We start from the raw sequence: 23,277 nt of genomic DNA, 5'->3' as shown, positions 1-23,277 counted from the left end.
GGGGCAGGCCGCCGCCTCCACTCCTCCACTCCAGGGAAGACATGACCCAGCACCTCGCTGCCCCCGCCCCCTCCGCAACCGGCACCACCGGCACGCACACGGGCTGGTGGAGAGACGCGGTGATCTACCAGGTCTATCCGCGCAGCTTCGCCGACGGCAACGGCGACGGCATGGGCGACCTGGAAGGCGTCCGCAGCCGGCTGCCGTACCTGAAGGACCTCGGCGTCGACGCCGTCTGGCTCAGCCCCTTCTACGCCTCGCCGCAGGCCGACGCCGGGTACGACGTCGCCGACTACCGCGCCATCGACCCCATGTTCGGCAGCCTGCTGGACGCCGACGCGCTGATCCGCGAGGCCCACGAACTGGGCCTGCGCGTCATCGTCGACCTGGTGCCCAACCACTCGTCCGACCAGCACGAGTGGTTCCAGCGCGCGCTGCGCGAGGGCCCCGGCTCACCGCTGCGCGAGCGCTACCACTTCCGCCCCGGCAAGGGCGCGGACGGCTCCGAGCCCCCCAACGACTGGGAGTCCATCTTCGGCGGCCCGGCGTGGACGCGCGTCGAGGACGGCGAGTGGTACCTGCACCTGTTCGCCCCCGAGCAGCCCGACTTCAACTGGGAGCACCCCGCCGTCCGCGACGAGTTCCGCTCCATCCTGCGCTTCTGGCTCGACATGGGCGTCGACGGCTTCCGCGTCGACGTCGCCCACGGCCTCGTCAAGGCGGCCGGCCTGCCCGACATCGGCGCCCACGACCAGCTCAAGCTGCTCGGAAACGATGTCATGCCCTTCTTCGACCAGGACGGCGTCCACGAGATCTACCGGAGCTGGCGCAAGGTCCTGGAGGAGTACGACGGGGAGCGCGTCCTGGTCGCCGAGGCGTGGACCCCCACCGTCGAGCGCACCGCGAACTACGTCCGCCCCGACGAGATGCACCAGGCGTTCAACTTCCAGTACCTGGGCACCTACTGGGACGCCGCCGAGCTGCGCCGGGTCATCGACGCCTCGCTCGCCGCGATGCGCCCCGTCGGCGCCCCGACCACCTGGGTGCTGTCCAACCACGACGTCACCCGGCACGCCACCCGGTTCGCCAACCCGGCCGGGCTCGGCACCCAGCTCCGCACGCCCGGCGACCGGGAGCTCGGGCTGCGCCGGGCCCGGGCGGCCACGCTGCTGATGCTGGCGCTGCCCGGCTCCGCCTACGTCTACCAGGGCGAGGAGCTCGGCCTGCCGGACGTCACGGACCTGCCCGACGAGGTGCGCCAGGACCCGTCGTTCTTCCGGGCGACCGGCCAGGACGGCTTCCGGGACGGCTGCCGGGTGCCGATCCCGTGGACGGTCGAGGGCTCCTCGTACGGCTTCGGCACCGGCGGGAGCTGGCTGCCGCAGCCGGCGGCCTGGGGCGCCCTGAGCGTCGAGGCCCAGACCGGTGACCCCGGCTCCACCCTGGAGCTGTACCGCAGCGCGCTGGCCGTGCGGCGCGAGCAGCCGGAGCTGGGCGCGGGCGAGGCGGTCGAGTGGCTGGACGCGCCCGAGGGCGTGCTGGCCTTCCGGCGGGGCTCCTTCGTGTGCCACGCCAACACCACGGGCCGGCCGGTGCGGATACCGGTGCCCGGGCGGATGCTGCTCGCCAGCGAGCGGGTGCGCACCAGCGTGGACGGCACGGCGGAGTTGCCCGCCGACACCACCGTCTGGTGGGCGGTGTGACGATCCTGACGCCGCGCGGCGACGCGCGGACCGAGCCGCGGGGCGACGGAGGAGGGAGCGCCCCGCGGCTCGCGGACATCGCGGCGCAGGCCGGTGTCAGCGAGGCCACGGTCAGCCGGGTCCTCAACGGCAAGGCGGGCGTCGCCGGGCCCACCAGGACCCGGGTGCTGGCCGCCCTCGACGTGCTCGGCTACGAACGCCCCGTACGGCTCAAGCGGCGCAGCGCGGGCCTGGTGGGCCTGGTCATCCCCGAGCTCACCAACCCCATCTTCCCGGCGTTCGCCCAGGTCATCGAGCAGGTGCTGGCGGGGCACGGCTACACGCCCGTGCTGTGCACCCAGATGCCGGGCGGCGCCACCGAGGACGAACTGGTCGAGCAGCTCGAGGAGCGCGGTGTCACCGGCATCGTGTTCCTGTCCGGGCTGCACGCCGACACCAGCGCCGACCCGTCCCGGTACGTCCGGCTGGCGGCCCGGGGCGTGCCGTTCGTCCTCATCAACGGCTTCAACGAACACATCGACGCCCACTTCGTCTCGCCCGACGACCGCTCGGCCGCCCGCATGGCCGTGCGGCACCTGGTCGAGCTGGGCCACGAGCGGATCGGGCTGGCCATCGGCCCCACCCGGTACGTCCCGTCGCGGCGGAAGGCCGAGGGGTTCACGGCCGCGCTGCGCGACCTGCTCGGCGTCGGAGCCGAGGAGGCGGAGTCGTGCGTCCAGCAGACCCTGTTCGGGGTCGAGGGCGGGCACGCGGCGGCGGGGACGCTGCTGGATCAGGGCTGCACGGGAATCGTGTGCGCCAGTGACCTGATGGCGCTCGGCGCCATACGGGCGGTGCGGGCGCGGGGCCTGGAGGTGCCGCGGGACGTGTCGGTGGTCGGCTTCGACGACTCGCCGCTGATCGCGTTCACGGACCCGCCGCTGACGACGGTGCGCCAGCCGGTGCAGGCGATGGCGACGGCGGCGGTGGACGCGCTGCTGGAGGAGATCGACGGCAACCCGGTGCTGGGGGCGCCTCCCAGCGGTAGCTGGGGGAGGACGGAGTTCGTCTTCCAGCCGGAGCTGGTGGTGCGGGGGTCGACCGCCCAGCGCAGGTAGCGGGCGCGGGGCCGGGTGGGGTTCCGCTCGCGGTGCGGTGGCGGCTGGTTCCACCGTCGGACGCGGGTGGGGCTCCACCGCCTTTGTGCGGGTGGTCTTCCGCCTCGCGGTCTCGTGGGTGCGACCGCCCTGTGCGGGTGGCGGGTGAGGGGGCCCGGGGCCTGCCCGTGATCGGGCGCGGCGGGGTCTTCGTCGGCCCCGGGCCTCCCGGCTCGTGACGGCGCCGGCCGCCGTCGGGTGACCGGCCCGGCCGGCCGGGCGCGTGGAGCCCCGGGGTACGGGGACCCTCGGCCGACCGGACCGGAGTCGTCGTTGAACGTAGCACCACTGCAAGGTCTTGCGAAAGGACTTGCAGCCCGTGAACAGGTCCCGTTTCCGTCACGTGAACCGCGTGTGTCCAAAGGGTTGACCCCGCCCCTGGGGGCTCGTACGGTCACGACCGAAAACTGTTGCTGCTGTCTTGCAGCAAGAAGCTTCATCAGGGCCTTGCGGGCATGGCGCGTTGCCGTACGAGGCTGCACCGTCGCAATCCGCACCTCCCATTCCCCAGGAGGAACCATGGCCAGAAAGACCGTGGCCGCCGCGCTCGCCCTCGTGGCGGGAGCCGCTGTGGCCGTCACGGCGCCCCCCACCCCGGCCGCTGCCGCCCCGCCCGGCGACAAGGACGTCACGGCCGTGATGTTCGAGTGGACCTTCGCCTCGGTGGCCAGGGCGTGCACCGACACCCTCGGCCCGGCCGGGTACGGCTACGTCCAGGTCTCGCCGCCCCAGGAGCACATCCAGGGCGCCCAGTGGTGGACCTCGTACCAGCCCGTCAGCTACCGGATAGCCGGCCGGCTCGGTGACCGGGCGGCCTTCAAGAGCATGGTCGACACCTGCCACGGCGCCGGCGTCAAGGTCGTGGCCGACACCGTCATCAACCACATGGCGGCGGGCAACGGCACCGGCACCGGCGGCTCGGCGTACACCAAGTACGGCTATCCCGGCCTGTACTCCGCGCCCGACATGGACGACTGCACGGCCCAGATCACCAACTACCAGGACCGGGGCAACGTCCAGAACTGCGAACTCGTCGGGCTCGCCGACCTCGACACCGGCGAGGAGTACGTCCGCACCAAGATCGCCGGCTATATGAACGACCTGCTGTCGCTCGGCGTCGACGGCTTCCGCATCGACGCCGCCAAGCACATGCCGGCCGGCGACCTGGCCGCCATCAAGGCCAAGCTCACCAACCCGGGCGTCTACTGGAAGCAGGAGGCGATCCACGGCGCCGGCGAGGCGGTCTCGCCCAGCGAGTACCTCGGCAACGGCGACGTCCAGGAGTTCCGCTACGCCCGCGACCTCAAGCGCGTCTTCCTCGGCGAGAACCTCGCGTACCTGAAGAACTTCGGCGAGGCCTGGGGCCACATGGAGTCCGGCAAGTCCGGCGTCTTCGTCGACAACCACGACACCGAGCGCGGCGGCGACACGCTGAACTACAAGAACGGCTCCGCCTACACCCTCGCCAACGTCTTCATGCTGGCCTGGCCGTACGGCGCCCCGGACGTCCACTCCGGCTACGAGTGGACCGACAAGGACGCCGGCCCGCCCAGCGGCGGGAACGTGAGCGCCTGCTACAGCGACGGCTGGAAGTGCCAGCACGCCTGGCGCGAGATCGCCTCCATGGTCGCCCTCCGGAACGTGGCCCGCGGTCAGGGCGTCACGAACTGGTGGGACAACGGCGGCGACCAGATCGCCTTCGGCCGCGGCACCAAGGCGTACGTGGCCATCAACCACGAGACGTCCGCCCTCACCCGGACGTTCCAGACGTCCCTGCCCGCCGGTGACTACTGCGACGTCCAGAACAACCGGCCGGTCACCGTCAACGGCAGCGGCCAGTTCACGGCCACGCTCGGGGCGGGCACCGCCGTCGCGCTGCACGCCGGGGCGCGCACGTGCGGCGCGGGGTCCACCACCCCGCCGCCCGCCACCACCACCGGCGCGTCGTTCGCCGTCAACGCCACCACCGTCCCCGGCCAGAACATCTACGTCACCGGGAACCAGCCCGCCCTCGGCAACTGGAACCCCGCCGGCGCACTGAAGCTGGACCCGGCCGCGTACCCCGTCTGGAAGCTCGACGTGAACCTCCCGGCCGGTACGTCCTTCCAGTACAAGTACCTGCGCAAGGACGCCGCGGGGAACGTCACGTGGGAGTCCGGCGCCGACCGCACGGCCACCGTCCCGGCCTCCGGGAAGGTCACCCTGAACGACACCTGGCGCCCCTGACGGGCGCTCGACCCACCGCCCCGTGCCCCTCCCGGGCGCGGGGCGGCACGCACCCCGTCGTACGCACCCTCTTCGAGGAGATCCGGCCTTGATACGCCCCCGATCCCTGCCGCACACGCGCGTGCCGCGCAGAACCGCGGCCGCCCTCGCGGCGGCGACCGTCGCGGCACTGGTCCCGGCCCTGCCGGCGACCGCCGCGTCACCCCCCGCCCCGCCCTCCGACAAGGCCCTCGCGGCCGCACCCGCCCGCCACGACCTCACCCGCGAGCAGTTCTACTTCGTGCTGCCGGACCGGTTCGCCAACGGCGACCCCGGCAACGACCGCGGCGGACTGACCGGGTCCCGCTCGGCCACCGGCTACGACCCCACCGACAAGGGCTTCTACCAGGGCGGCGACCTCAAGGGGCTGACCGAGAGGCTCGACTACATCAAGGGCCTCGGGACCACCGCCATCTGGATGGCGCCGATCTTCAAGAACCAGCCCGTCCAGGGCGAGGGCAAGGACGCGTCGGCCGGCTACCACGGCTACTGGATCACCGACTTCACCCAGGTCGACCCCCACTTCGGCACCAACGCCGACCTGGAGAGGCTCATCGACAAGGCCCACGCCAAGGGCATGAAGGTCTTCTTCGACGTCATCACCAACCACACCGCCGACGTCGTCGACTACAAGGAGAAGTCGTACTCCTACCTCTCCAAGGGCGCCTTCCCGTACCTCACGAAGGACGGCGTTCCGTTCGACGACGCCGACTACGCCGACGGCACCAAGGCGTTCCCGAAGACCGACCGCGACTCCTTCCCGCGCACCCCGGTCGTCCCCGACGCCAAGAAGAACCTCAAGGTCCCCGCCTGGCTCAACGACCCCACGATGTACCACAACCGGGGCGACTCGACCTTCGCCGGTGAGTCCTCGGCCCACGGGGACTTCGTGGGCCTGGACGACCTGTGGACCGAGCGCCCCGAGGTCGTCGAGGGCATGGAGAAGATCTACCAGCGCTGGGTGCGCGACTTCGACATCGACGGCTTCCGCATCGACACGGTCAAGCACGTCAACACCGAGTTCTGGACGCAGTGGGCGACCGCACTCGACGCGTACGCCGCCAAGCACGGCCGGGACGACTTCTTCATGTTCGGCGAGGTGTACTCCGCCGACCCCGCCGTCACCGCCCCCTACGTCACCCGGGGCCGGCTCGACGCCACCCTGGACTTCCCCTTCCAGGACGCCGCCCGCCGGTACGCCTCCCAGGGCGGCCCGGCCGGCAAGCTCTCCGAGCTGTTCGCCCAGGACTACCGCTACACCACCGACAAGGCCAACGCCTACGAGTCGGTGCCCTTCCTCGGCAACCACGACATGGGCCGCTTCGGCACCTTCCTGAAGCAGGACAACGCCCAGGCCGGCGACGAGGAACTCCTCAAGCGCTACCGGCTCGCCAACGAGCTGATGTTCCTCACCCGCGGCAACCCGGTCGTCTACTACGGCGACGAGCAGGGCTTCACCGGCGCCGGGGGCGACAAGGACGCCCGCCAGACGCTGTTCGCCTCGAAGACCGCCGACTACCTCGACGACGACCAGCTCGGCACCGACCGCACGCACGCCACCGACGCGTACGACACCGGCCACCCCCTCTACCGCTCCATCGCCGCCCTGTCGCGGCTGACCAAGGCCCACCCGGCCCTCCGCGACGGCGTCCAGACCGAGCGCCACGCCGACACCGGCCAGGGCGTCTACGCCTTGTCCCGCTTCTCCGGCACGGAGACCAAGGCGCGCACCGAGTACGTCGTCGCCGTCAACAACGCCACCGCCCCGAAGACCGTGGAGCTCGCCACCGACTCCCCGGACACGGCCTTCACCCACCTGTACGGCGGCACGGGCACCGTCACCAGCAGCGGCGACACGCTGAAGGTGACCGTCCCCGCCCTCTCCGCCGTGGTCCTCAAGGCGGCGAAGCCCGTCCCCGCCCCGGCGACCGCGCCCACCATCGCGCTCAGGGCCCCGGCCGCCGGAGCCACCGGCACCGTCGAGATCACCGCGGACGTCGACGGCGGCGGGCTGAACCGCGTCGTCTTCGCCGCCCAGACCGGCAACGGCAGGTGGCAGACGCTCGGCTCCGCCGACCACGCCCCCTACAAGGTGACGCACACCGTCACCGCCCCCGCGGGGACGCCCCTGCGGTACAAGGCCGTCGTCGTCGACAGCACCGGCCGCACCGCGAGCGCCCTCGCCACCACGACCGCCGGTCAGGCGCCCGAGCCCGGCAAGCCCAGCGCCGTCGACCGCGACTACGCCGTCGTCCACTACCAGCGCCCCGACGGCGACTACGACGGCTGGCAGCTCCGGACGGGCGCCACCACCGCCGCGTTCACCGGCCGTGACGCGTACGGCGCCTTCGCCTGGGTCAAGCTGGAGGACGGCACGGCGTCGGTCCCGTACACCGTCGAGAAGAACGGCACCGCCGACGGCCCGCAGCGCACGCTGGACCTCTCCGCCACCGGCGAGGTCTGGATCAAGCAGGGTGCGGACGGCCAGCAGAACAAGGCCCCCGACGGCGCCTACCCGCCGCAGGACCCGGGCAAGGCCGTCATCCACTACCACCGCCCCGACGGGAACTACGACGGCTGGGGCCTGCACACCTGGACCGGCGCCGCCACCCCCACCGACTGGTCCAAGCCGCTCCAGCCGGTGAAGAAGGACGCCTTCGGCCTCACCTTCGAGGTCCCGCTCGCGCCCGGGGCCACCTCCCTGAGCTACATCGTCCACAAGGGCGACGAGAAGGACATCCCCGCCGACCGGTCCCTCGACTTCGGCACGTACGGCAAGGAGGTCTGGCTCCTCACCGGCGACACCGGCTACCTGCTGCCCACCACGGGCGCCGCACCCGCCCTCGACCTCACCAAGGCCGAGGCCCAGTGGATCGACGCCGACACCGTCGTCTGGAAGGTCAAGCCCGCCCCGGGCACCAGCACCCAGCTCGTGTACGCGCGCGACGGCGGCATCACCGCCCCCGGCGGCGCCCTGTCCGACGAGGGCCGCTGGCTGCGCCTGAACCCCGCAGCCCTCACCGACGCCCAGAAGGCGAAGTACCCGCACCTCGAGGCATACCCGGCCTTCACCCTCGACCCGCGCGACCGCGACCGGGTCCGTGACGCCCTGCGCGGCCAGCTCATCGCCACCCACCGCGCCCCCAGCGGCGCCCTGCTCGCCGCGACCGGCGTCCAGATCCCGGGCGTCCTCGACGACCTGTACGGCACCAAGGCGCAGGCCAGGGCGCTCGGCCCGGTCTTCCGCAAGGGCACGCCCACCCTCTCCGTCTGGGCACCCACCGCCCAGAACGTCGCCCTCGAACTCGACGGCCGGCGTGTGGCGATGAAGCGCGACGCGGCCACCGGCGTCTGGTCCGTCACCGGCAACAGGAGCTGGAAGAACAAGCCGTACCGCTACGAGGTGAAGGTCTGGGCGCCCACCGTCCAGAAGGTCGTCACCAACAAGGTCACCGACCCCTACTCCACCGCCCTGACCGCCGACTCCGTCCACAGCCTGGTCACCGACCTCACCGACCCGAAGCTCGCCCCGGCGGGCTGGAGCACGCTGAGGAAGCCCGCCGCCACCCCGCTGCGGGACGCCCAGATCCAGGAACTGCACGTCCGGGACTTCTCCGTCGCCGACCGCACCTCGAAGCACCCCGGCGGCTACCTCGCCTTCACCGACACCACGTCGGACGGCATGAAGCACCTGAGGAAGCTGGCCGGCAGCGGCACCTCGTACGTCCACCTGCTGCCCGTCTTCGACATCGGCACCATCCCCGAGAAGAAGTCCGGCCAGGCCACCCCCGACTGCGACCTGAAGGCGTACGCCCCCGACTCCGACGAGCAGCAGGCGTGCGTGTCCAGGGCCGCCGCCAAGGACGCGTTCAACTGGGGCTACGACCCGCTGCACTACACCGTCCCCGAGGGCTCCTACGCCTCCGACCCGGACGGCACCCGCCGCACGGTCGAGTTCCGGCAGATGGTGCAGGGCCTGAACAAGGCCGGGCTGCGCACGGTCATGGACGTGGTCTACAACCACACCGTGGCCAGCGGCCAGGCCGACAAGTCGGTCCTCGACAGGATCGTGCCCGGCTACTACCAGCGGCTGATGGCCGACGGCACCGTCGCCACCTCCACCTGCTGCGCCAACACCGCGCCCGAGAACACGATGATGGGCAAGCTCGTCGTCGACTCGGTCGTCACCTGGGCCAAGGAGTACAAGGTCGACGGCTTCCGCTTCGACCTGATGGGCCACCACCCCAAGGCCAACATGCTCGCGGTCAGGAAGGCCCTCGACGCGCTCACCGTCGAGAAGGACGGGGTCGACGGCAAGAAGATCATCCTGTACGGGGAGGGCTGGAACTTCGGCGAGATCGCCAACGACGCCCGGTTCGTCCAGGCCACCCAGCAGAACATGGCCGGCACCGGCATCGCGACCTTCTCCGACCGGGCGCGCGACGCCGTCCGCGGCGGCGGCCCCTTCGACGCCGACCCCGGCGTCCAGGGCTTCGCCTCCGGCCTGTTCACCGACCCCAACACCTCGAAGGCGAACGGCACGCCGGCCGAGCAGAAGGCCCGCCTCCTGCACTATCAGGACCTGATCAAGGTCGGCCTGTCCGGCAACCTCGCCAACTACACCTTCACCGACACCTCGGGGAAGAAGGTCAAGGGCTCCCAGGTCGACTACAACGGCGCCCCCGCCGGCTACGCCGCCGCCCCCGGCGACGCCCTCGCCTACGCGGACGCCCACGACAACGAGACCCTGTACGACGCGCTCGCCTTCAAGCTCCCGGCGGCCACGTCCCCCGGCGACCGGGCCAGGATGCAGGTCCTCGCCATGGCGACCGCCGCGCTCTCCCAGGGCCCGGCGCTCTCCCAGGCGGGCAGCGACCTGCTGCGCTCCAAGTCGCTGGACCGCAACTCGTACGACAGTGGCGACTGGTTCAACGTCCTCAACTGGGACTGCCGGGCCGGCAACGGCTTCGGCCGGGGCCTGCCGCCGGCGGCCGACAACAAGGACAAGTGGTCCTTCGGCAAGCCGCTGCTGTCGTCGCCGTCCCTGACGGTCGGCTGCCCGCAGATCACCGGCACCACCGCCGCGTACCAGGAGCTGCTGAAGATCCGTACGACGGAGAAGGCGTTCAGCCTCTCCACGGCCGACGAGGTCCAGTCCGCGCTGTCCTTCCCGCTCTCCGGCACGGACGAGACCCCGGGCGTGATCACCATGCGCCTCGGCGACCTGGTCGTGGTCTTCAACGCCACACCCGGGAAGCAGTCGCAGACCGTCGCCGGCCTGTCCGGCACGGGCTACGCCCTGCACCCGGTCCAGGCGAACGGCTCCGACAGCACGGTCAAGGCCTCCTCGTACGAGGCGGCCACCGGCACCTTCACGGTCCCGGCCCGCACGGTGGCGGTGTTCACCCAGCGGTAGCGGACCCCCGGGCGCCACGGTTCGGACAGATGTTCCGGGCCGTGGCGCCCCGTTCTATCGTGACCCGGACACGTCCACGACTGGGAGCGATACCCATGCCGCAGATCACCGTCGACTACTCCGCCTCCCTCGACGACGACTTCGACCGCCGGGGCTTCGCGCTCGCCCTGCACCCCCTCGTCGTCGAGACGGTCGGCGCCCGGCTCCCCGCCTGCAAGACCCGGACGCGCCGGGTCGAGGACACCGTGACCGGCGACGGCGCGGCCGACGACGCCCTGGTCCACGTCGGCATCGACCTGCTGGCCGGGCGCGCCGACGAGGCCAAGGCACGGCTGACGGAGGCCGTCGTCGGGCTCGTACCGCGATTCGTGAAGCCGGCCGGGGGCCGTGTGCTGCACGTCTCCGCCGAGGTGCGCGACCTCGACCCCTCCTACCGCGCCGGCTGAGCCGTCACGGCCGGCACCCCGGGCAGCAGGGCCCCCAGCCGGCCGACCAGGTCGCCGAACGGCCCGTCGCCCGGCTCGTCGGCGAGCATGCGCAGCAGGACCGCCGCCATCTCCTCGTCGTACGCCGCGCTGACCGCCGCCAGGGCCACGAAGTCGTGCACGAGCTGCAACTCCAGCTCGGCGCGCGGTATGCGCCGCCCGTCCAGCCACAGCAGCGCCGTCGACTCCGCGAGCGACACCCACGACCGGACGACCAGCTCCAGGCGGGCCGGCGGGTCCGAGACGCCGAGATGGGCCAGGATCTGCTCGTACGCGGCCTGCCGCACCTCGTCGATCATCGCGTTCGTCGTGGTCGACCCCACCGCCGGACCGCCGCGCATCAGCGCCGAGAACCCCGGACCGTGCTCCTCCACGAAGTCGAAGAACCGCCCCATCACCCGCAGCAGCCGCGCCCCCAGCGGGCCTTGGCGGGGCTCCACGAACCGCCCGGCCAACTCGTCCGCCGCACGCCGCAGTGCCGCCTCGTACAGACTCTGCTTGCCCGGGAAGTAGTGGTAGACCAGCGGCCGGGAGATGCCCGCGGCGGCGGCGATCTCGTCGATCGACACCTCGTCGGGGGAGCGGTGGCTGAACAGCTCCAGCGCCACCCCGATCAACTGCTGCCTGCGCTCCTCGACGCCCATCCTGCGCCGCGCCCCGGTCGTCATGCGAACAGCCTAACGTCCGCCCCCGACAGCCCTTCGAACAGTGGCCCATACACAGTTCGCTACGCTGCCGGCATGAGCCTCTCCGACCCCGGAACCCCGGCCACACGCACCGCTCTCACGCCGCGCCAGGCCCGTCGCCTGCGGATCGCGGCGGCCTCCGTCCTGCTGGTGGCGATGGCGGTCGTCCTGGTGCTCCGGCTGGCGAGCCGCACCTCCGTGCTCGTGGTCGGCGTCTACGGACTGGCGATGATCCTGTGCGGCGTCGTCATCGAGCTCAGCCGCAACGGCCGCACCCGCCTGGGCACCTGGCTCCTCGCCACCGGCCTGCTCGCCGCCCTCGCCGCCGACTGGCTGCTGCTGCCGTAGCCCCGGGGGCTTACAGGTCCAGCACCAGCCGCTCGCCGCGGCAGCGGGAGACGCAGATCAGCATCGTGTCCCGCCGCTCGCCGTCCGTCAGCAGCTCGTCCCGGTGGTCGATCTCACCGTCCAGGACGCGCTGTTGGCACGTACCGCAGAAGCCCTGCTCGCACGAGTACGCGACGTACGGCACCCGCGCGCGCACGGCCGCCAGCACCGACTCGCCGGCCGCCACCGCGACCGTGTGCCCCGACCGGTGCAGCTCCACCTCGAAGGCGCGGCCGGGCGCCGGGGCCGCCGGCGCGAACCGCTCCAGGTGCACGGGGCACCCCTCCGGCACCCGCCCGGCCACCGCGTCCATCAGGCCGTCCGGGCCGCAGCAGTAGACCACCGTCCCGGCCGGCAGGTCCTCGAGGAACGCCAGGTCCGGCAGCCCCGCCTCGTCCTCGGCCACCACGGTGACGTCCCCCCGCCCCTCCAGCTCGTCCAGGAACGGCATCGTCGCCCGGCTGCGCCCGCAGTACAGCAGCCGCCACGGCGCCCCCGCCGCCCGCACGGCGCGCAGCATCGGCAGCAGGGGCGTGATCCCGATGCCGCCCGCGACGAAGACGTACGCGGGTGCCGCGACGAGCGGGAAACGGTTGCGCGGGCCCCGGATCTCGACCTCCGCGCCCTCGTGGAGCCGCTCGTGCACCTCCCGCGAGCCGCCCCGCCCGTCCTCGACGAGCCGCGCGGCCACGGTGTACGCGTCGCTCTCGGCGGGGTCGCCGCACAGCGAGTACTGGCGCACCAGGCCCGACGGCAGGACCAGGTCCAGGTGCGCGCCCGGCTCCCAGGACGGCAGCCCCGCGCCCTCCAGCCGCAGCCGGACGACCCCTTCGGCGGGCGTGGTCCGTTCGGTGACCGAGACGCGGCGGCGGGCCGTGGAGGACCGGCCGCCCCGCCCCGACACCGGCTCCTCCAGGGCGGGCAGCGGCCACAGCGGGGCCGCCTGGATGCGGCGGCGCACGGCCCGCTTCACCAGCAGGGCCGCCGCGGCGGCGAGGACGGCGGTACGCGCGCGTGCCATGGGTCAGTGCCCTCCGTTGGCGGCCGGGGACGAGGCCAGGTAGGCCACCGCCTGGGCGGTGCTGCCCTCCTGGGACGGGTGGTAGGCGCGGCTGAGGTAGCGGGGGACGGACCGCAGCAGGTCCGGCGTCGACGGCAGGACGCCCTCCCGGCCGCGGGCGACGAAGTCCCGTACCGTGGCCCTTCCGGCCGGCAGCGTCGGGTCGTTCTCCATGAAGAACCGCGTGCCGCGCTGCCACAGGAAGACCAGCGCCGAGAACGCCGTCGCCCAGGTCCGCACACGCCGCCGGTAACCGCCGTCGACGTGCATGAACAGGTCGAACGCCACCGACCGGTGCTCGACCTCCTCCGCCCCGTGCCAGCGCAGCAGGTCCAGCATCACCGGATCGGCGCCCCGCCGGTCCAGCTCCTCGGCGCCCAGCACCCAGTCACCGAGGAACGCCGTGTAGTGCTCGATCGCCGCGATCAGGGCGACCCGCTCCTTCAGCCACCATGCCCGGGCCCTGCCGGGCGGCAGCGTCCGGTCGCCGAGGAGCTTCTCGAAGAGCCAGTCGACCTGCGCGGTGTACGGCGTCGGGTCGAGCCCGAGCCGCTTCAGGTGCGGCAGCACGTCGTCGTGGGCCTGGGAGTGCACGGCCTCCTGGCCGATGAACCCGATGACGTCCTCGCGCAGCCGGTCGTCCCGGATGTACGGCAGCACCTGCCGGTAGACGTGGACGAACCAGCGCTCCCCGGCCGGGAGGAGCAGGTGCAGCACATTGATGGTGTGGGCGGTGAACGGGTCGTCGGGCACCCAGTGGAGCGGGGTCTCCTCCCAGTCGAAGGAGACCTTGCGGGCCTTGAGCCCGATCCGCTCCGACGCCGTCGCCGCCGGCTGGCTGTTAGACATGGCGTCAATGTACTGACGGGTACACGCCTGGCAACAGGGGTCGTACGGCGCGATGTTCAGCCCGCCGGGATCACCGCAGCGAGGCGATCCCCGTACCGTCCTCCAGCCGCCCGGTCAGTTCGACCTGCTTGACCGGCTTGCCCGGCAGCCTCGCCGCGAGCAGCCGGCCGTCCTCCACGCCGCCCGCCGCCCCGCCCGACACGGCGAGCGACGCCACCTGCCCGCTCCCGGCCGCCAGCATGTACCACTGCCCGCCCGGCGCCTGCCACAGCGCGCCCGCCAGCACGCGTGGCTCGCGCACCCCGCACGCCGGCGACTCGGCCGCCTTCGCCACCACCGCGCCCGCCCGCGCCGGAGGCGCCTGGAACTGCGCCAGCACCGTGCCACCCGTACCGCGCCAGGTGTCCGCGCGCGTGCACAGCCACGCGGCCGTACCGGCCCCCTCCGGCAGCTCCTGCTCGGCGAACCGCCAGGAGTTCACCGACCGGACGCCCTTCGACCGGAGCGCCGGCAGCAGGCACGCCGTCCGCGCCCACTCCGCACGAGCCGCCACCCCGGCGTCCGCCGGGTCGGCCGGCGCCGACGGCGGGCCCGACGTCAGCCGGGCCGGGGCCAGCTCCCCGAGGTCGGACAGCGTCCGGGTCGCCGTGCCGTCACGCACCTCCAGCACGTCCCACGCCCGGCACCGGCTCGGTGCCACCGGGCTGAGCAGCGCGCCCGTCACCCCGTGCGCGTCCCGCTCCACCGGGCGCGCACCGGCCATCGGCTGGAGCAGGTCGCGCGCCGACACCTCCCGCACCCACGGTGCCGTCAGGTACCGCACATTGGCGTGGCTGCGCCCCACCACCAGCGCGAGCGCCGACGCCGCGTCCGCACCGTCCGTCCGGGCGAAGTCCAGCGCCGCACCCTCCGTGCCGTCCGTGGGCTCCGCGTACCGCACCGCCCGCAGCCCGTCGTGGAACAGCACCACCCGCGCCCGGTCCACCTCCCCGGCGAACAGCAACTGCGGCGGCCCCATCGGCGGCCCCGGCGGGGTGCCCGGCGTCGCCGACGCCTGCACCGTGGCGCCCGGCCGCGCCCACACCGCGAGCGCCCGCCTCAGCAGGGCCCGGTCGTCGACCAGGGAGCCCCGCGCCGGCCACACCGAGAAGTCCGTACGCGCCGACCGCTGCCACGCGGCCGGGGCGACGCGCCGCAGATGGGCGGGGTCCAGCGCCGCCTCGGACACCGGATTGCGCGCGTACGACGGGGCGGCCGCCCCGTCCGGCCCCCAGCCGCCGCCCGGCAGCCCCAGCAGCGCCCCGCACACCACGGTGGCCGCGAGCGCCGCCAGCGCCGCCCTGCCGTGCTGGCGCCGCCGCATCAGATCCGTCGGGCGCGCCTGCAACGAGCACGGGTCGAACTCCGGCGACTCGAGCAGCGCGTGCGCCGTCTCCACCCCGTCCGCCTCGGCCAGCGCCGCCTTCGGGTCCGCGACCCCGGCGGCCGCGAGCACCCGCCGCACCTCGGCGTCGCCCTGCCGCTCCAGCCCCCGCAGCACGTGGGCCGCCCGGGCCGGCCCGGACAGTGCCGACAGCCGCTGGTCCAGGGCCAGCTCGTCGGCACCGCCCGCCCGGGGGAACAGCCGCAGGCCCCACACCTGGGGCAGCAGCGGCGGCAACTGCGACCGCTTGGGCCACGCCCTCCGCCTCAGCGGCAGCCCCGCCTCCAGCGCCTGGCGCAGGACCCGGACGCGCACGTACGCGTACCCCGGGTCGACCGCGTCGTCGGGCCGCCGCTGCCCCGGCATCCCGCCCTCGTCGCCCTGGGTGCGGCGGCGCGGCAGCGAACGCTGCACGACCGCGTGCGCCGTCAGCACACGGCGGTTGCGGCCGAGGGAGGGCGGCAGCACCAGATAGGCGATGCGGACGAGCCGGGGGTAGTGCTCGACGAGCGCCGCCTCGGCCTGTTCGACGTCGACGGGGGAAGGGGTGGCGAGTTCCTGGGTGCTCACACGCAGCAGAACGAGCGCGCGGGTGGATGGTCACCTGGCGGCGGCCCGGCCCCAGCCCGTCACGCCGCTGAACACCACCGTCCCGCGCGCCCCGCCGCCACCGTTCATCGCGGTCATGAACAGCCCCGCGTCCGGCGCCGCCGCCGCACCCGGGACCCGGACCGTGGCGACCGTACGCCACGACGCGCCGCCGTCCGCCGAACAGGCGCCCGTGAACCCGTCCGCCGCGCGGGACAGCCGCAGCAGGACCGGGGCCCTGACGCCGGTGATCCGCCGGTAGGTGTCCAGGGTGCCGTCGCCCGTGCTGTCGTAGGACAGGACCACGCCGTTGGCAGGGGTCACCGCCAGGTTGAGGAAGCCCGGCGCGCCGGGCGTGGCCAGGGAGTTCCGTACGACGATCCCGGCGCGCGCCCAGGCGCCCGTCTCGTCCTGCGCGTCCACCCGGACGGTCAGGACGGTGCCGTCGGCCAGGACCCCCTCCTGGTAGAGGGTGCCGAACTCGGCGGTGCCCTTCCACAGGTCCTGGCCGCCGCCGTTGATGGCGTACCGGTCCTGGAGCTGGCCGAAGACGGCCCCGTTGGTGGTGTACGTGCGCCACGCCCGGTCCAGCGGGGCGGCCGTGTACAGGTCGCCCCGGTGGACGGTGGTGACGGGCGCCTCGCCCCGGGGGCCGTAGGTGGCGCGCAGCTCATAGGGGAGGGGTTCGACGGGGGTGGCCAGAGGGCGGGCGGGGACGGTGACGCCCCAGGAGACGGTGCCGGTGCCGGCCGCCGGGACGGGGGGCAGCTCCAGGGGCGGCTGGTCGCCGAAGCCGGTGAGCGTAAAGCCGACCGGGCCGGTGGCGCGCAGCCCGTTGACGTTCCGGAAGGCGGCGGTGACCTCGGCGGCGGTGCCAGGGCGGAGCGCCCCGGGGGTGCTGGTGACGGTCACGGCGCCCTGGAAGGGGGCGCGGGCGAGGGTCTCGTGCACGCGCCTCGCGGTGCGGTACGGGTCGTGGAGCGGGCGGAGGGGGTAGGGCTTCGTCCCGTACGTCCAGGGCTCCTCGATCGCGTACCAGTCGAACGCCTTGGGGGCGCGGTCCCGCGCGAGGGCGTCCTCCAGTTCGTCCAGGTACGCCTGCCAGTGGGGGAGGTGGAAGTCGGCGATGAGGCCGGACCAGTCCCGGTTGGCGTAGTTGGCGAGGCGGCCCGCGTCGGCGGTGGGGCGGTCGGCCCAGGTGGTGACGAGGACGCGGGCGGTGCGTTCCAGGCCCTCGCGGCGGGCGTCCGCCAGCCAGGGGCCGAGGAGGAAGGCGTGGTGGGAGCCCGTCATGTCGTCGCTCAGCCGCATCAGCCGCAGCCACAGCCGGGACAGGGCGCGGAAGGTGTCGAGGTCCTTGGCGGTGAACGCGGCTTTCAGTTGGCCGATCAGTTGCCAGGAGCGGTTGGCGAGGACCTGCCGGCCGAGGTCGGTGAGGTCGTGGCGGTAGGCGTCGGAGCGGCGCAGTGGCTCCCGTACGCCGAGCAGCGCGGCGAACGCCCTGTCGAAGGCGGCGGAGTCGAAGGCGGGGGTGTGCGTGGCGTAGTGGGCGCCGGAGTTGGCGTCCAGGCTGGGGCGGGCGGCGAAGACCGAGTCGTGGGGGCGGCCGTCGCGGCTGGTGATGCGGTACGCGGTGTCGCGCAGCACCGCGAACGCCTCACGCGCGCGTGCGTCCCGGCCGCCGTAGCGCAGGTCGGCGTACCGCTCGAACCAGCGGACCCGGTCGACGGGCTCACGCCGCCAGGCCAGCTCGCTGAACAGCTCCAGGGCGGCCGGGTCGCGCTCGGCGGCCTCCGGCATGTAGGCCGTGCCGGCGAGGGCCGAGCCGGGCTTGTCGCGCCAGGCCGGGAAACGCTCGGTCCACAGGTGGGTCTTGGCGCCGATGGTGGTCCGGCCGCCGAAGTTGGGGATGGTGCCGAAGGCGTAGGGGGCGCCGCCCCAGTCCCTCTCGCGGTCGGTGACGGTCTCCAGGTCGGACAGCCCGTCGACCACGAGGAGCCCGGTCCTGTCGAGGGCGTCCAGCAGGTCCCGGCGGGGGTTGCCCTGCCAGCCGAGGACGACCCAGGTGGCGCCGGGACGGGCCGTGCGCAGGGCGGCCTGCACCGCGCGGGCGGCCTCCGGGACGGGCACGTCGCCGGCCGAGCCGCCCTCGTGGAGGAGGTCCATCTTGAAGTGGCGCACGTCGCCGAAGAGGGCGCCCTGGTGGCGGTAGAAGGACGCCGCCGCGCGGGCGAAGGCGTCGGTGCGCGGGTCGAGCCAGTCGGGGCGCCTCAGGCCCGCCCACACGCCTTGCGGGATGGTGCGGGCGCCGGGGTTGCGGGCGGCGAAGCCGTCGGGGACGGTGCCGAAGTAGCCGGGCAGGACGGGGTGCATGCCCAGCTCCCGCAGCCGGTCGGCGATGCGGCGGGCCAGGCCGGCACGGCGGGCGATCAGCGCGGGGTCGAGGGGGCCGCCGTACGCGCTCATGTTCTGCAGCAGCCACCAGGGCTGGTGGGAGGGCGCGGGCAGCCACGCGCGGGCCTCGGCGTCGCTGTAGCCGAAGTCCTGGAGGAGCCGGTGGTAGACGGCCTCCTGGCCGACGGTGACCAGCACCTCGTTGCAGCCGTGCAGCGCGAGGACGTCGATCAGCCGCTCCCAGCGCGCCCAGTCGGCGTACGGGGCGGTGTAGCCGTCGTGCGTGTCGTTGAACGCGAACCGGTGCGGGACGGTGGCCTCGCGGGCCAGGGGCGCGCGGGGGGCGGGGAGGCGGGCCGGGAGGCGGAGCTGGCTGCCGGACCAGGAGATGTGGGCGCCGCACACGTACTTCAGGTACCAGTGGACGCCGGTGAGCGCCGTGGCGGGGCCGGTGGCCGCGACCTGGACACGGCCGGCGGAGCCGGTGACGCGGAACCGTTCCGGCCCGTCCGGGAGGTGGTGGAGCGCGAACTGGTCCGCGTGGCCGGGCAGCAGCCTCCGCAGAGCGGCGCGGGCCGGGCCCATGCGGTCCTCCTCGGCGAGGGCGGGGGGCCGGGCGGCGCCGGCGAGCGTGGCGCCCACGCCGATCGCGCCGGCACTCCCCAGCAGGGCTCGTCTCGACAGGTCGGTCACGGCGCGCTCCTCCACGATGCTGACGGAACATCAGGTGTGCACGTGTCGCACGTTACTCGGCGTTCGACCCCGGAACGGGGGTGCGAACCGGCACGATGGCCAGATGCGTACGGAGCGAACTCGTTTGGCGTTGGTGACGGCCACTCTGGTGGCCCTGACTCTGTCCGCCGCGACGGCGTGCGGCGGGGGCGGGGACGAGTCCGACGCCCCACCGAAGACGGCGACGGGCTCCCTGGAGGAGCTGGCGGCCAAGGCCACCTGCAAGCCGAACATACAGACGGACGCCGAGGAGATCCGCCAGGCCAACTGCGAGACGGAGGACGGCACCTATGTGCTGGCCACCTTCGCCACCGACCGGGGCCAGCGCGAGTGGATCAACGAGGCGAACGACTACGGCGGCACCTACCTGGTCGGCCGCAAATGGGTCGCCGTCGGCGACGAGAAGGTGGTGACCGCCCTGCGCGGCCGGCTCGGCGGCGCGGTGGAGACCGGCGCGTCGCACCATTCGGGGGACAGCGGCGGCAAGGGGGCCGGCGAGGACGGCCACTCGGGTCACCCGGATGACTCGGGCGCCTCGGGCCACTCCGGTCACACGGGGAACCACGGGGGCTGAGCGCACGGAGGAGGGGCCGGACCACCAGGTGGTCCGGCCCCTCCCCGTTCACGGATCAGCGGTGGGTCAGGCGCATCGCCGCCCGCCGTTGATGCAGCTCACCATCTGCTGCATCAGCCGGTTGTTGAAGACGTTGATGAAGTCACCGTGGTCCGTGATCGGCTTGTGGAGCTGCTCCGGGAAGGAGTCCACGGCGAAGACGGTGCCCTGCGGGATGTCGTAGACGATGCGCTGGACGAGCTGCGGAATGGCGCGGAACCCATTGGGGCAGCGGCCGTTCTGGTCGGCGAAGGCCACATGGGTGCGGTGGTTCGCGCTGTCGGTGTTCTGGCCGTCCCAGCAGCTCTGGAACTTGAACGTCCGTACGACCTGGCTGCCCTGCGGGCAGATCGGGTACTTGTCCTTGAGCTGCCGGTCCTCGAAACCGGTGCAGCTCCAGGACGCGTTCGCATTCGCGTCGCCATTGGTGAACGCCTTGGCGTCACCGGTGATGATGCGCAGGAACTTCGGCATCGCCGAGACCTTGGAAACGGGGCTGCCGACGAAATTCATCGTGACCTGGCTGGGCGTGAGGATCTCACCGACGTTCTTGTCGTTGCCGCCGCCGTCCGCGTTGGCGTCGTTCTCGTTCTGCCCGTTCTGGAGGCGCAGCACCGGCCAGAAATACGTCGACTTGTCGCCCTGATTGCGGCAGGTGGTCTGGCCGCGGGCCAGGTCGTCGTCGCTGGCGAAGGCGTCATTGGCCTGGTTGCCCACGTAGTCGTGCATGTGGTGGGCGCCATTGCTCACGCCGGGCGCGACGATGACGTTGTCCGGGTTGAACTTGCCGTTCTCGTTCCGGCCGCAATCGGTGACGAAACTGCCGCGCGAGGCGCCGCTGAGCTTGCGCGGATTGCGGACGTTGGGCTGCACGTTCTGGATGTCGACGAAGTCGCCGGCGACGGGACCGTTGCCCGCCTGGCCCTGGCCCTGGCCCTGACCGCCCTGGTCCTGGCCCTGGTCCTGTCCGCCCTGGTCCTGTCCGCCCTGGTCCTGGCCCTGGTCCTGTCCGCCCTGGTCCTGGCCGCCCTGGTCCTGCTGGCCGTCGCCGTTCTGGTCGCCGCCGTTCTGGCCGTCCCCGTTCTGGTCGCCGCCGTCGTTCTGGTCCTTCACCTGCGTGGTGTCGTCCGCGCGCAAGGAGCACGGCGCCAGGTTCTCCAGACCGCTCGGCCGCTGCGCGCTGCGGTCGATGGCGATGACGATCCGGCCGATGGCCGCGACCCGCTTGTCCTTCAGCGGATTGAGAATGGCGTTCTGGGCGAAAGCCGGGTCCTGCTCGATCTGCTCCTTCTGATCGGCGAACCGCTGGTACGCCTCCGTGATCTGGGTGTCCATCGCCGCCAGTTCACGGTCCACTTCCGCGCGTGCCTGACCGGGCACCTCGGGAAGGCCGTTGGCGACTTCGGGACAGTCGATGGTCGACATCTGCTGCCCGGCATTCAGGGGCTGCTGCTGTTGCTGTTGCTGTTGCTGCCACGAGCCGTACCAGCCCTCACCGGCGGAAGCGTAGAAATTGGCCGCAATCAACCCGCCGCCGCCCAGTATCAGGGCAGCCGAGGCGGCGATCGCCCGGTTGGCCAGTGTCGAGCGTTTTCTTGTGCGTCGCATGGAACTCCAATCCTGGGCGGGGTGAACCGCTCCGTTCCATACGCGCGCGCTTCCGGGCTCGTTCAGCACGCCCTCGATTTCGTAGCAACCTACGGTTGCAAAGCGGGCGAACCCCTACGCCCCGGCCGCTTCGGTCACAGGCCGAGCGCCTTGGCCTCCTGCTCCGGCGTGACACCCGGCCACGCCCGGTCCGGCCGCTGCGGCGCCATCCCGTTGAGCCCGCGCAGCCACGCCCAGGTGTCCGCGACCGTCTCGGCCACGGGACGGCACCGCAGCCCCGCCGCCAGTGCCCTGGACACGTCACCGGCGTGCACCGCGTCGTACAGCTCGCCGCGCGGCAGCCAGACGGGGAGCTGCGACCAGGGCTCGATGCCCGCGCCGAGCACCGCCTCCGCGTCCGTCCACCGCAGCTCGGCGTCCGAACCGGTGGCCCTCACACAGGCGTCGAGCAGCTCGCCCATGGTGGTGTGCCCGGACGGGCTCACCAGGTTGTACGGGCCGGACAGCCGCGCCAGCGCCGCGTCCAGCAGCCACTCGGCCATGTCGCGGACGTCGATGTACTGGAGGGCCAGGTCGCGCGGGCCCGGGGCGAGCACCGGGCCGCCCCGGGCGATCCGGTTCAGCCACCAGGGCAGCCGGCCCACGTTCTCCCACGGGCCGATGATCAGCCCCGCACGGCCCAGCAGCACCCGCTCCTCGCCGAACGCGTCCAGCGCGGCCAGCTCCCCGCCCCGCTTGGCCTGTGCGTACGGCACCCCGGTGGCGTCCGGCGACGCGTCCACCAGCGGGCCGTCCTCGGCCAGCCCCGCCGCCGGCGGCCAGGCGTAAACGCTGCGGCTGGAGACGTACACGTAGTGGCCGGCCCGGCCGGCGAGCAGCCGCGCGGCGTCCCGTACCGCCACCGGGTCCGAGGCCCAGGTGTCGACGACCACGTCCCACCGCCCGGCGGCGAGCGCCGCGAGCCCCTCCGGCGCCGTGCGGTCGCCCAGCAGCGACACGACACCGGCCGGCGGCTCGTGGAGCCCCCGGTGAAAGACCGTCACCTCCCAGCCACGGGCCAGCGCCGCCTCCACGACGGCGCGTCCGGCGAACTGCGTACCACCCAGCATCAGAAGCCTCATGCGTCGACTCTGCCTGCCCGGGCACGGCGCTGAACAGCGGTTCTGCTGCCAGAAGAACGGCCGCTCTCCCCACCTCGCGCCCGGGATGGCACCATGAGCCGACCATGACGAATGCCCGGTCGCCGATGCGCGCCCTGCGAGCCGCACTTTTCGCGGCGGTGTGCGTGGCATTGGCTGCGATGGGGCATTCGTCCATGTCTGCGCACGGTGTGCCGCCCGGTTCGCTGCTGGTCGCGTTCCTCGCCACCGGCTGCCTGGCCTGGCTGGCGGCGGGCCGCCGGCGGCGGGCCCCCTTCATCGGTACGGGACTCCTCGCCGTGCAGGGCGTGCTGCACCTGACGTTCATGGGTGGCGGCGGCCACACCGGGCACACCGGCCACGCGGCCACCATGCCGACCGGCGCCGGCATGCCCCCCGGCACGCCCATGCCGCCGGGTCACGTCATGCCGCCGGCCGGCACCGGGCCGGGCGGCGGCGCGGACGGCACCCTCGCGGGGCTCCTCGGGGGCGCCCCGGCCGGCATGGTCGCCGTCCACCTGCTCGCCGCCGCCGTGTGCGCCCTGTGGCTGGCCCACGGCGAGACCGCCTTCTTCCGCCTCGCCCGCGCCATCGGCGCCCTCGCCTTCACCCCGCTGCGGCTGCTGCTGGCCGCCGTACGCCCGCCCGACGCGCCGCGCCCCCCGCGCCCGCGCACCCGTCACCTCCGCCGCCACCACGGTGTCGTCCTCGCGCACACCGTCTCGCGGCGCGGCCCGCCCGCGCGCCTCGTACCCCGCGCCACGGTCCTGGGAGCGACGCACGTCTGACCTGG

15 protein-coding genes are annotated in these 23,277 nt (G+C 73.3%); 8 read left to right on the top strand and 7 right to left on the bottom strand.

Annotated elements, in window-relative coordinates; translation table 11 throughout:
• Positions 1–41 precede the first annotated feature (41 nt).
• The 5 genes from E2B92_RS07245 to E2B92_RS07225 all read left to right on the top strand — a co-directional run bounded on the left by E2B92_RS07245 (position 42) and on the right by E2B92_RS07225 (position 10,966).
• Positions 42–1,703 (top strand): glycoside hydrolase family 13 protein, encoded by a 1,662-nt coding sequence (locus E2B92_RS07245; protein ID WP_126883111.1) that lies wholly within the window; start codon positions 42–44, stop codon positions 1,701–1,703.
• On the top strand, positions 1,691–2,800 hold the full coding sequence (locus E2B92_RS07240) for a LacI family DNA-binding transcriptional regulator (RefSeq protein WP_126883112.1): 1,110 nt from the start codon (positions 1,691–1,693) through the stop codon (positions 2,798–2,800). Before E2B92_RS07245 ends, E2B92_RS07240 begins: the two co-directional genes overlap by 13 nt.
• A 558-nt stretch (positions 2,801–3,358) precedes the next feature.
• A complete protein-coding gene (locus E2B92_RS07235) occupies positions 3,359–5,065 on the top strand; it encodes a carbohydrate-binding module family 20 domain-containing protein (protein WP_126883113.1) in 1,707 nt (568 codons plus the stop codon).
• A 91-nt stretch (positions 5,066–5,156) separates the two neighbouring features.
• Entirely contained in the window at positions 5,157–10,520 is a 5,364-nt protein-coding gene (pulA, locus tag E2B92_RS07230) for a pullulanase-type alpha-1,6-glucosidase (protein ID WP_399430737.1), read from the top strand.
• Between the two features lie 95 nt (positions 10,521–10,615).
• On the top strand, positions 10,616–10,966 hold the full coding sequence (locus E2B92_RS07225; RefSeq protein WP_126883114.1) for a 5-carboxymethyl-2-hydroxymuconate Delta-isomerase: 351 nt from the start codon (positions 10,616–10,618) through the stop codon (positions 10,964–10,966).
• Here the strand turns inward: E2B92_RS07225 and E2B92_RS07220 are convergent.
• A complete protein-coding gene (locus E2B92_RS07220; protein ID WP_126883115.1) occupies positions 10,951–11,673 on the bottom strand; it encodes a TetR/AcrR family transcriptional regulator in 723 nt (240 codons plus the stop codon). The genes E2B92_RS07225 and E2B92_RS07220 overlap by 16 nt on opposite strands.
• 72 nt (positions 11,674–11,745) lie before the next feature.
• Here E2B92_RS07220 and E2B92_RS07215 point away from each other — a divergent pair, with 72 nt between their 5' ends.
• Positions 11,746–12,039: a hypothetical protein gene (locus tag E2B92_RS07215; protein ID WP_126883116.1), complete on the top strand. Its 294-nt coding sequence runs from the start codon at positions 11,746–11,748 to the stop codon at positions 12,037–12,039.
• Positions 12,040–12,049: 10 nt separating this feature from the next.
• On the opposite strand, the gene E2B92_RS07210 is transcribed toward E2B92_RS07215, so the two are convergent.
• The 4 genes from E2B92_RS07210 to E2B92_RS07195 form a co-directional block, all read right to left on the bottom strand.
• Positions 12,050–13,099: a PDR/VanB family oxidoreductase gene (locus tag E2B92_RS07210; protein WP_126883117.1), complete on the bottom strand. Its 1,050-nt coding sequence runs from the start codon at positions 13,097–13,099 to the stop codon at positions 12,050–12,052.
• Between the two features lie 3 nt (positions 13,100–13,102).
• On the bottom strand, positions 13,103–13,987 hold the full coding sequence (locus tag E2B92_RS07205) for a metal-dependent hydrolase (RefSeq protein WP_126883118.1): 885 nt from the start codon (positions 13,985–13,987) through the stop codon (positions 13,103–13,105).
• A 70-nt stretch (positions 13,988–14,057) separates the two neighbouring features.
• Complete coding sequence (locus E2B92_RS07200) at positions 14,058–15,989, bottom strand: hypothetical protein (protein WP_126883119.1); 1,932 nt, start codon at positions 15,987–15,989, stop codon at positions 14,058–14,060.
• A 21-nt stretch (positions 15,990–16,010) separates the two neighbouring features.
• The gene (locus E2B92_RS07195; protein WP_133087430.1) at positions 16,011–19,085 is read right to left on the bottom strand and encodes an alpha-N-acetylglucosaminidase; all 3,075 of its coding nucleotides are present in this window, start codon (positions 19,083–19,085) and stop codon (positions 16,011–16,013) included.
• 103 nt (positions 19,086–19,188) lie between these two features.
• Here E2B92_RS07195 and E2B92_RS07190 point away from each other — a divergent pair, with 103 nt between their 5' ends.
• Positions 19,189–19,698, top strand: coding sequence for a hypothetical protein (locus tag E2B92_RS07190; RefSeq protein ID WP_126888238.1), 510 nt, complete (start codon positions 19,189–19,191; stop codon positions 19,696–19,698).
• Positions 19,699–19,764: 66 nt separating this feature from the next.
• Here the strand turns inward: E2B92_RS07190 and E2B92_RS07185 are convergent, their stop codons facing one another.
• Both E2B92_RS07185 and E2B92_RS07180 read right to left on the bottom strand, forming a co-directional pair.
• On the bottom strand, positions 19,765–21,345 hold the full coding sequence (locus tag E2B92_RS07185; RefSeq protein WP_126888239.1) for a DUF1996 domain-containing protein: 1,581 nt from the start codon (positions 21,343–21,345) through the stop codon (positions 19,765–19,767).
• A 134-nt stretch (positions 21,346–21,479) separates the two neighbouring features.
• Complete coding sequence (locus E2B92_RS07180; RefSeq protein WP_126888237.1) at positions 21,480–22,466, bottom strand: NAD-dependent epimerase/dehydratase family protein; 987 nt, start codon at positions 22,464–22,466, stop codon at positions 21,480–21,482.
• Positions 22,467–22,660: 194 nt separating this feature from the next.
• On the opposite strand from E2B92_RS07180, the gene E2B92_RS07175 reads away from it, so the two are divergent.
• Complete coding sequence (locus E2B92_RS07175; RefSeq protein WP_126888236.1) at positions 22,661–23,272, top strand: hypothetical protein; 612 nt, start codon at positions 22,661–22,663, stop codon at positions 23,270–23,272.
• Positions 23,273–23,277 lie beyond the last annotated feature (5 nt).

Origin of the sequence: Streptomyces sp. WAC05374, from assembly GCF_004353505.1 — a bacterium.
Classification (GTDB): domain Bacteria; phylum Actinomycetota; class Actinomycetes; order Streptomycetales; family Streptomycetaceae; genus Streptomyces.
The sequence above is the reverse complement of the archived record's forward strand: the minus strand, read 5'-3'. Positions and strand labels throughout refer to the sequence as shown.

Excerpts from the sequence above, each read along its gene's own strand:
- E2B92_RS07245 (WP_126883111.1), top strand. The coding sequence starts at position 42 with ATGACCCAGCACCTCGCTGCCCCCGCCCCCTCCGCAACCGGCACCACC.
- E2B92_RS07235 (WP_126883113.1), top strand. The coding sequence starts at position 3,359 with ATGGCCAGAAAGACCGTGGCCGCCGCGCTCGCCCTCGTGGCGGGAGCC.
- E2B92_RS07225 (WP_126883114.1), top strand. The coding sequence starts at position 10,616 with ATGCCGCAGATCACCGTCGACTACTCCGCCTCCCTCGACGACGACTTC.
- E2B92_RS07220 (WP_126883115.1), bottom strand. The coding sequence starts at position 11,673 with ATGACGACCGGGGCGCGGCGCAGGATGGGCGTCGAGGAGCGCAGGCAG.
- E2B92_RS07215 (WP_126883116.1), top strand. The coding sequence starts at position 11,746 with ATGAGCCTCTCCGACCCCGGAACCCCGGCCACACGCACCGCTCTCACG.
- E2B92_RS07210 (WP_126883117.1), bottom strand. The coding sequence starts at position 13,099 with ATGGCACGCGCGCGTACCGCCGTCCTCGCCGCCGCGGCGGCCCTGCTG.
- E2B92_RS07205 (WP_126883118.1), bottom strand. The coding sequence starts at position 13,987 with ATGTCTAACAGCCAGCCGGCGGCGACGGCGTCGGAGCGGATCGGGCTC.
- E2B92_RS07190 (WP_126888238.1), top strand. The coding sequence starts at position 19,189 with ATGCGTACGGAGCGAACTCGTTTGGCGTTGGTGACGGCCACTCTGGTG.
- E2B92_RS07185 (WP_126888239.1), bottom strand. The coding sequence starts at position 21,345 with ATGCGACGCACAAGAAAACGCTCGACACTGGCCAACCGGGCGATCGCC.
- E2B92_RS07180 (WP_126888237.1), bottom strand. The coding sequence starts at position 22,466 with ATGAGGCTTCTGATGCTGGGTGGTACGCAGTTCGCCGGACGCGCCGTC.
- E2B92_RS07175 (WP_126888236.1), top strand. The coding sequence starts at position 22,661 with ATGTCTGCGCACGGTGTGCCGCCCGGTTCGCTGCTGGTCGCGTTCCTC.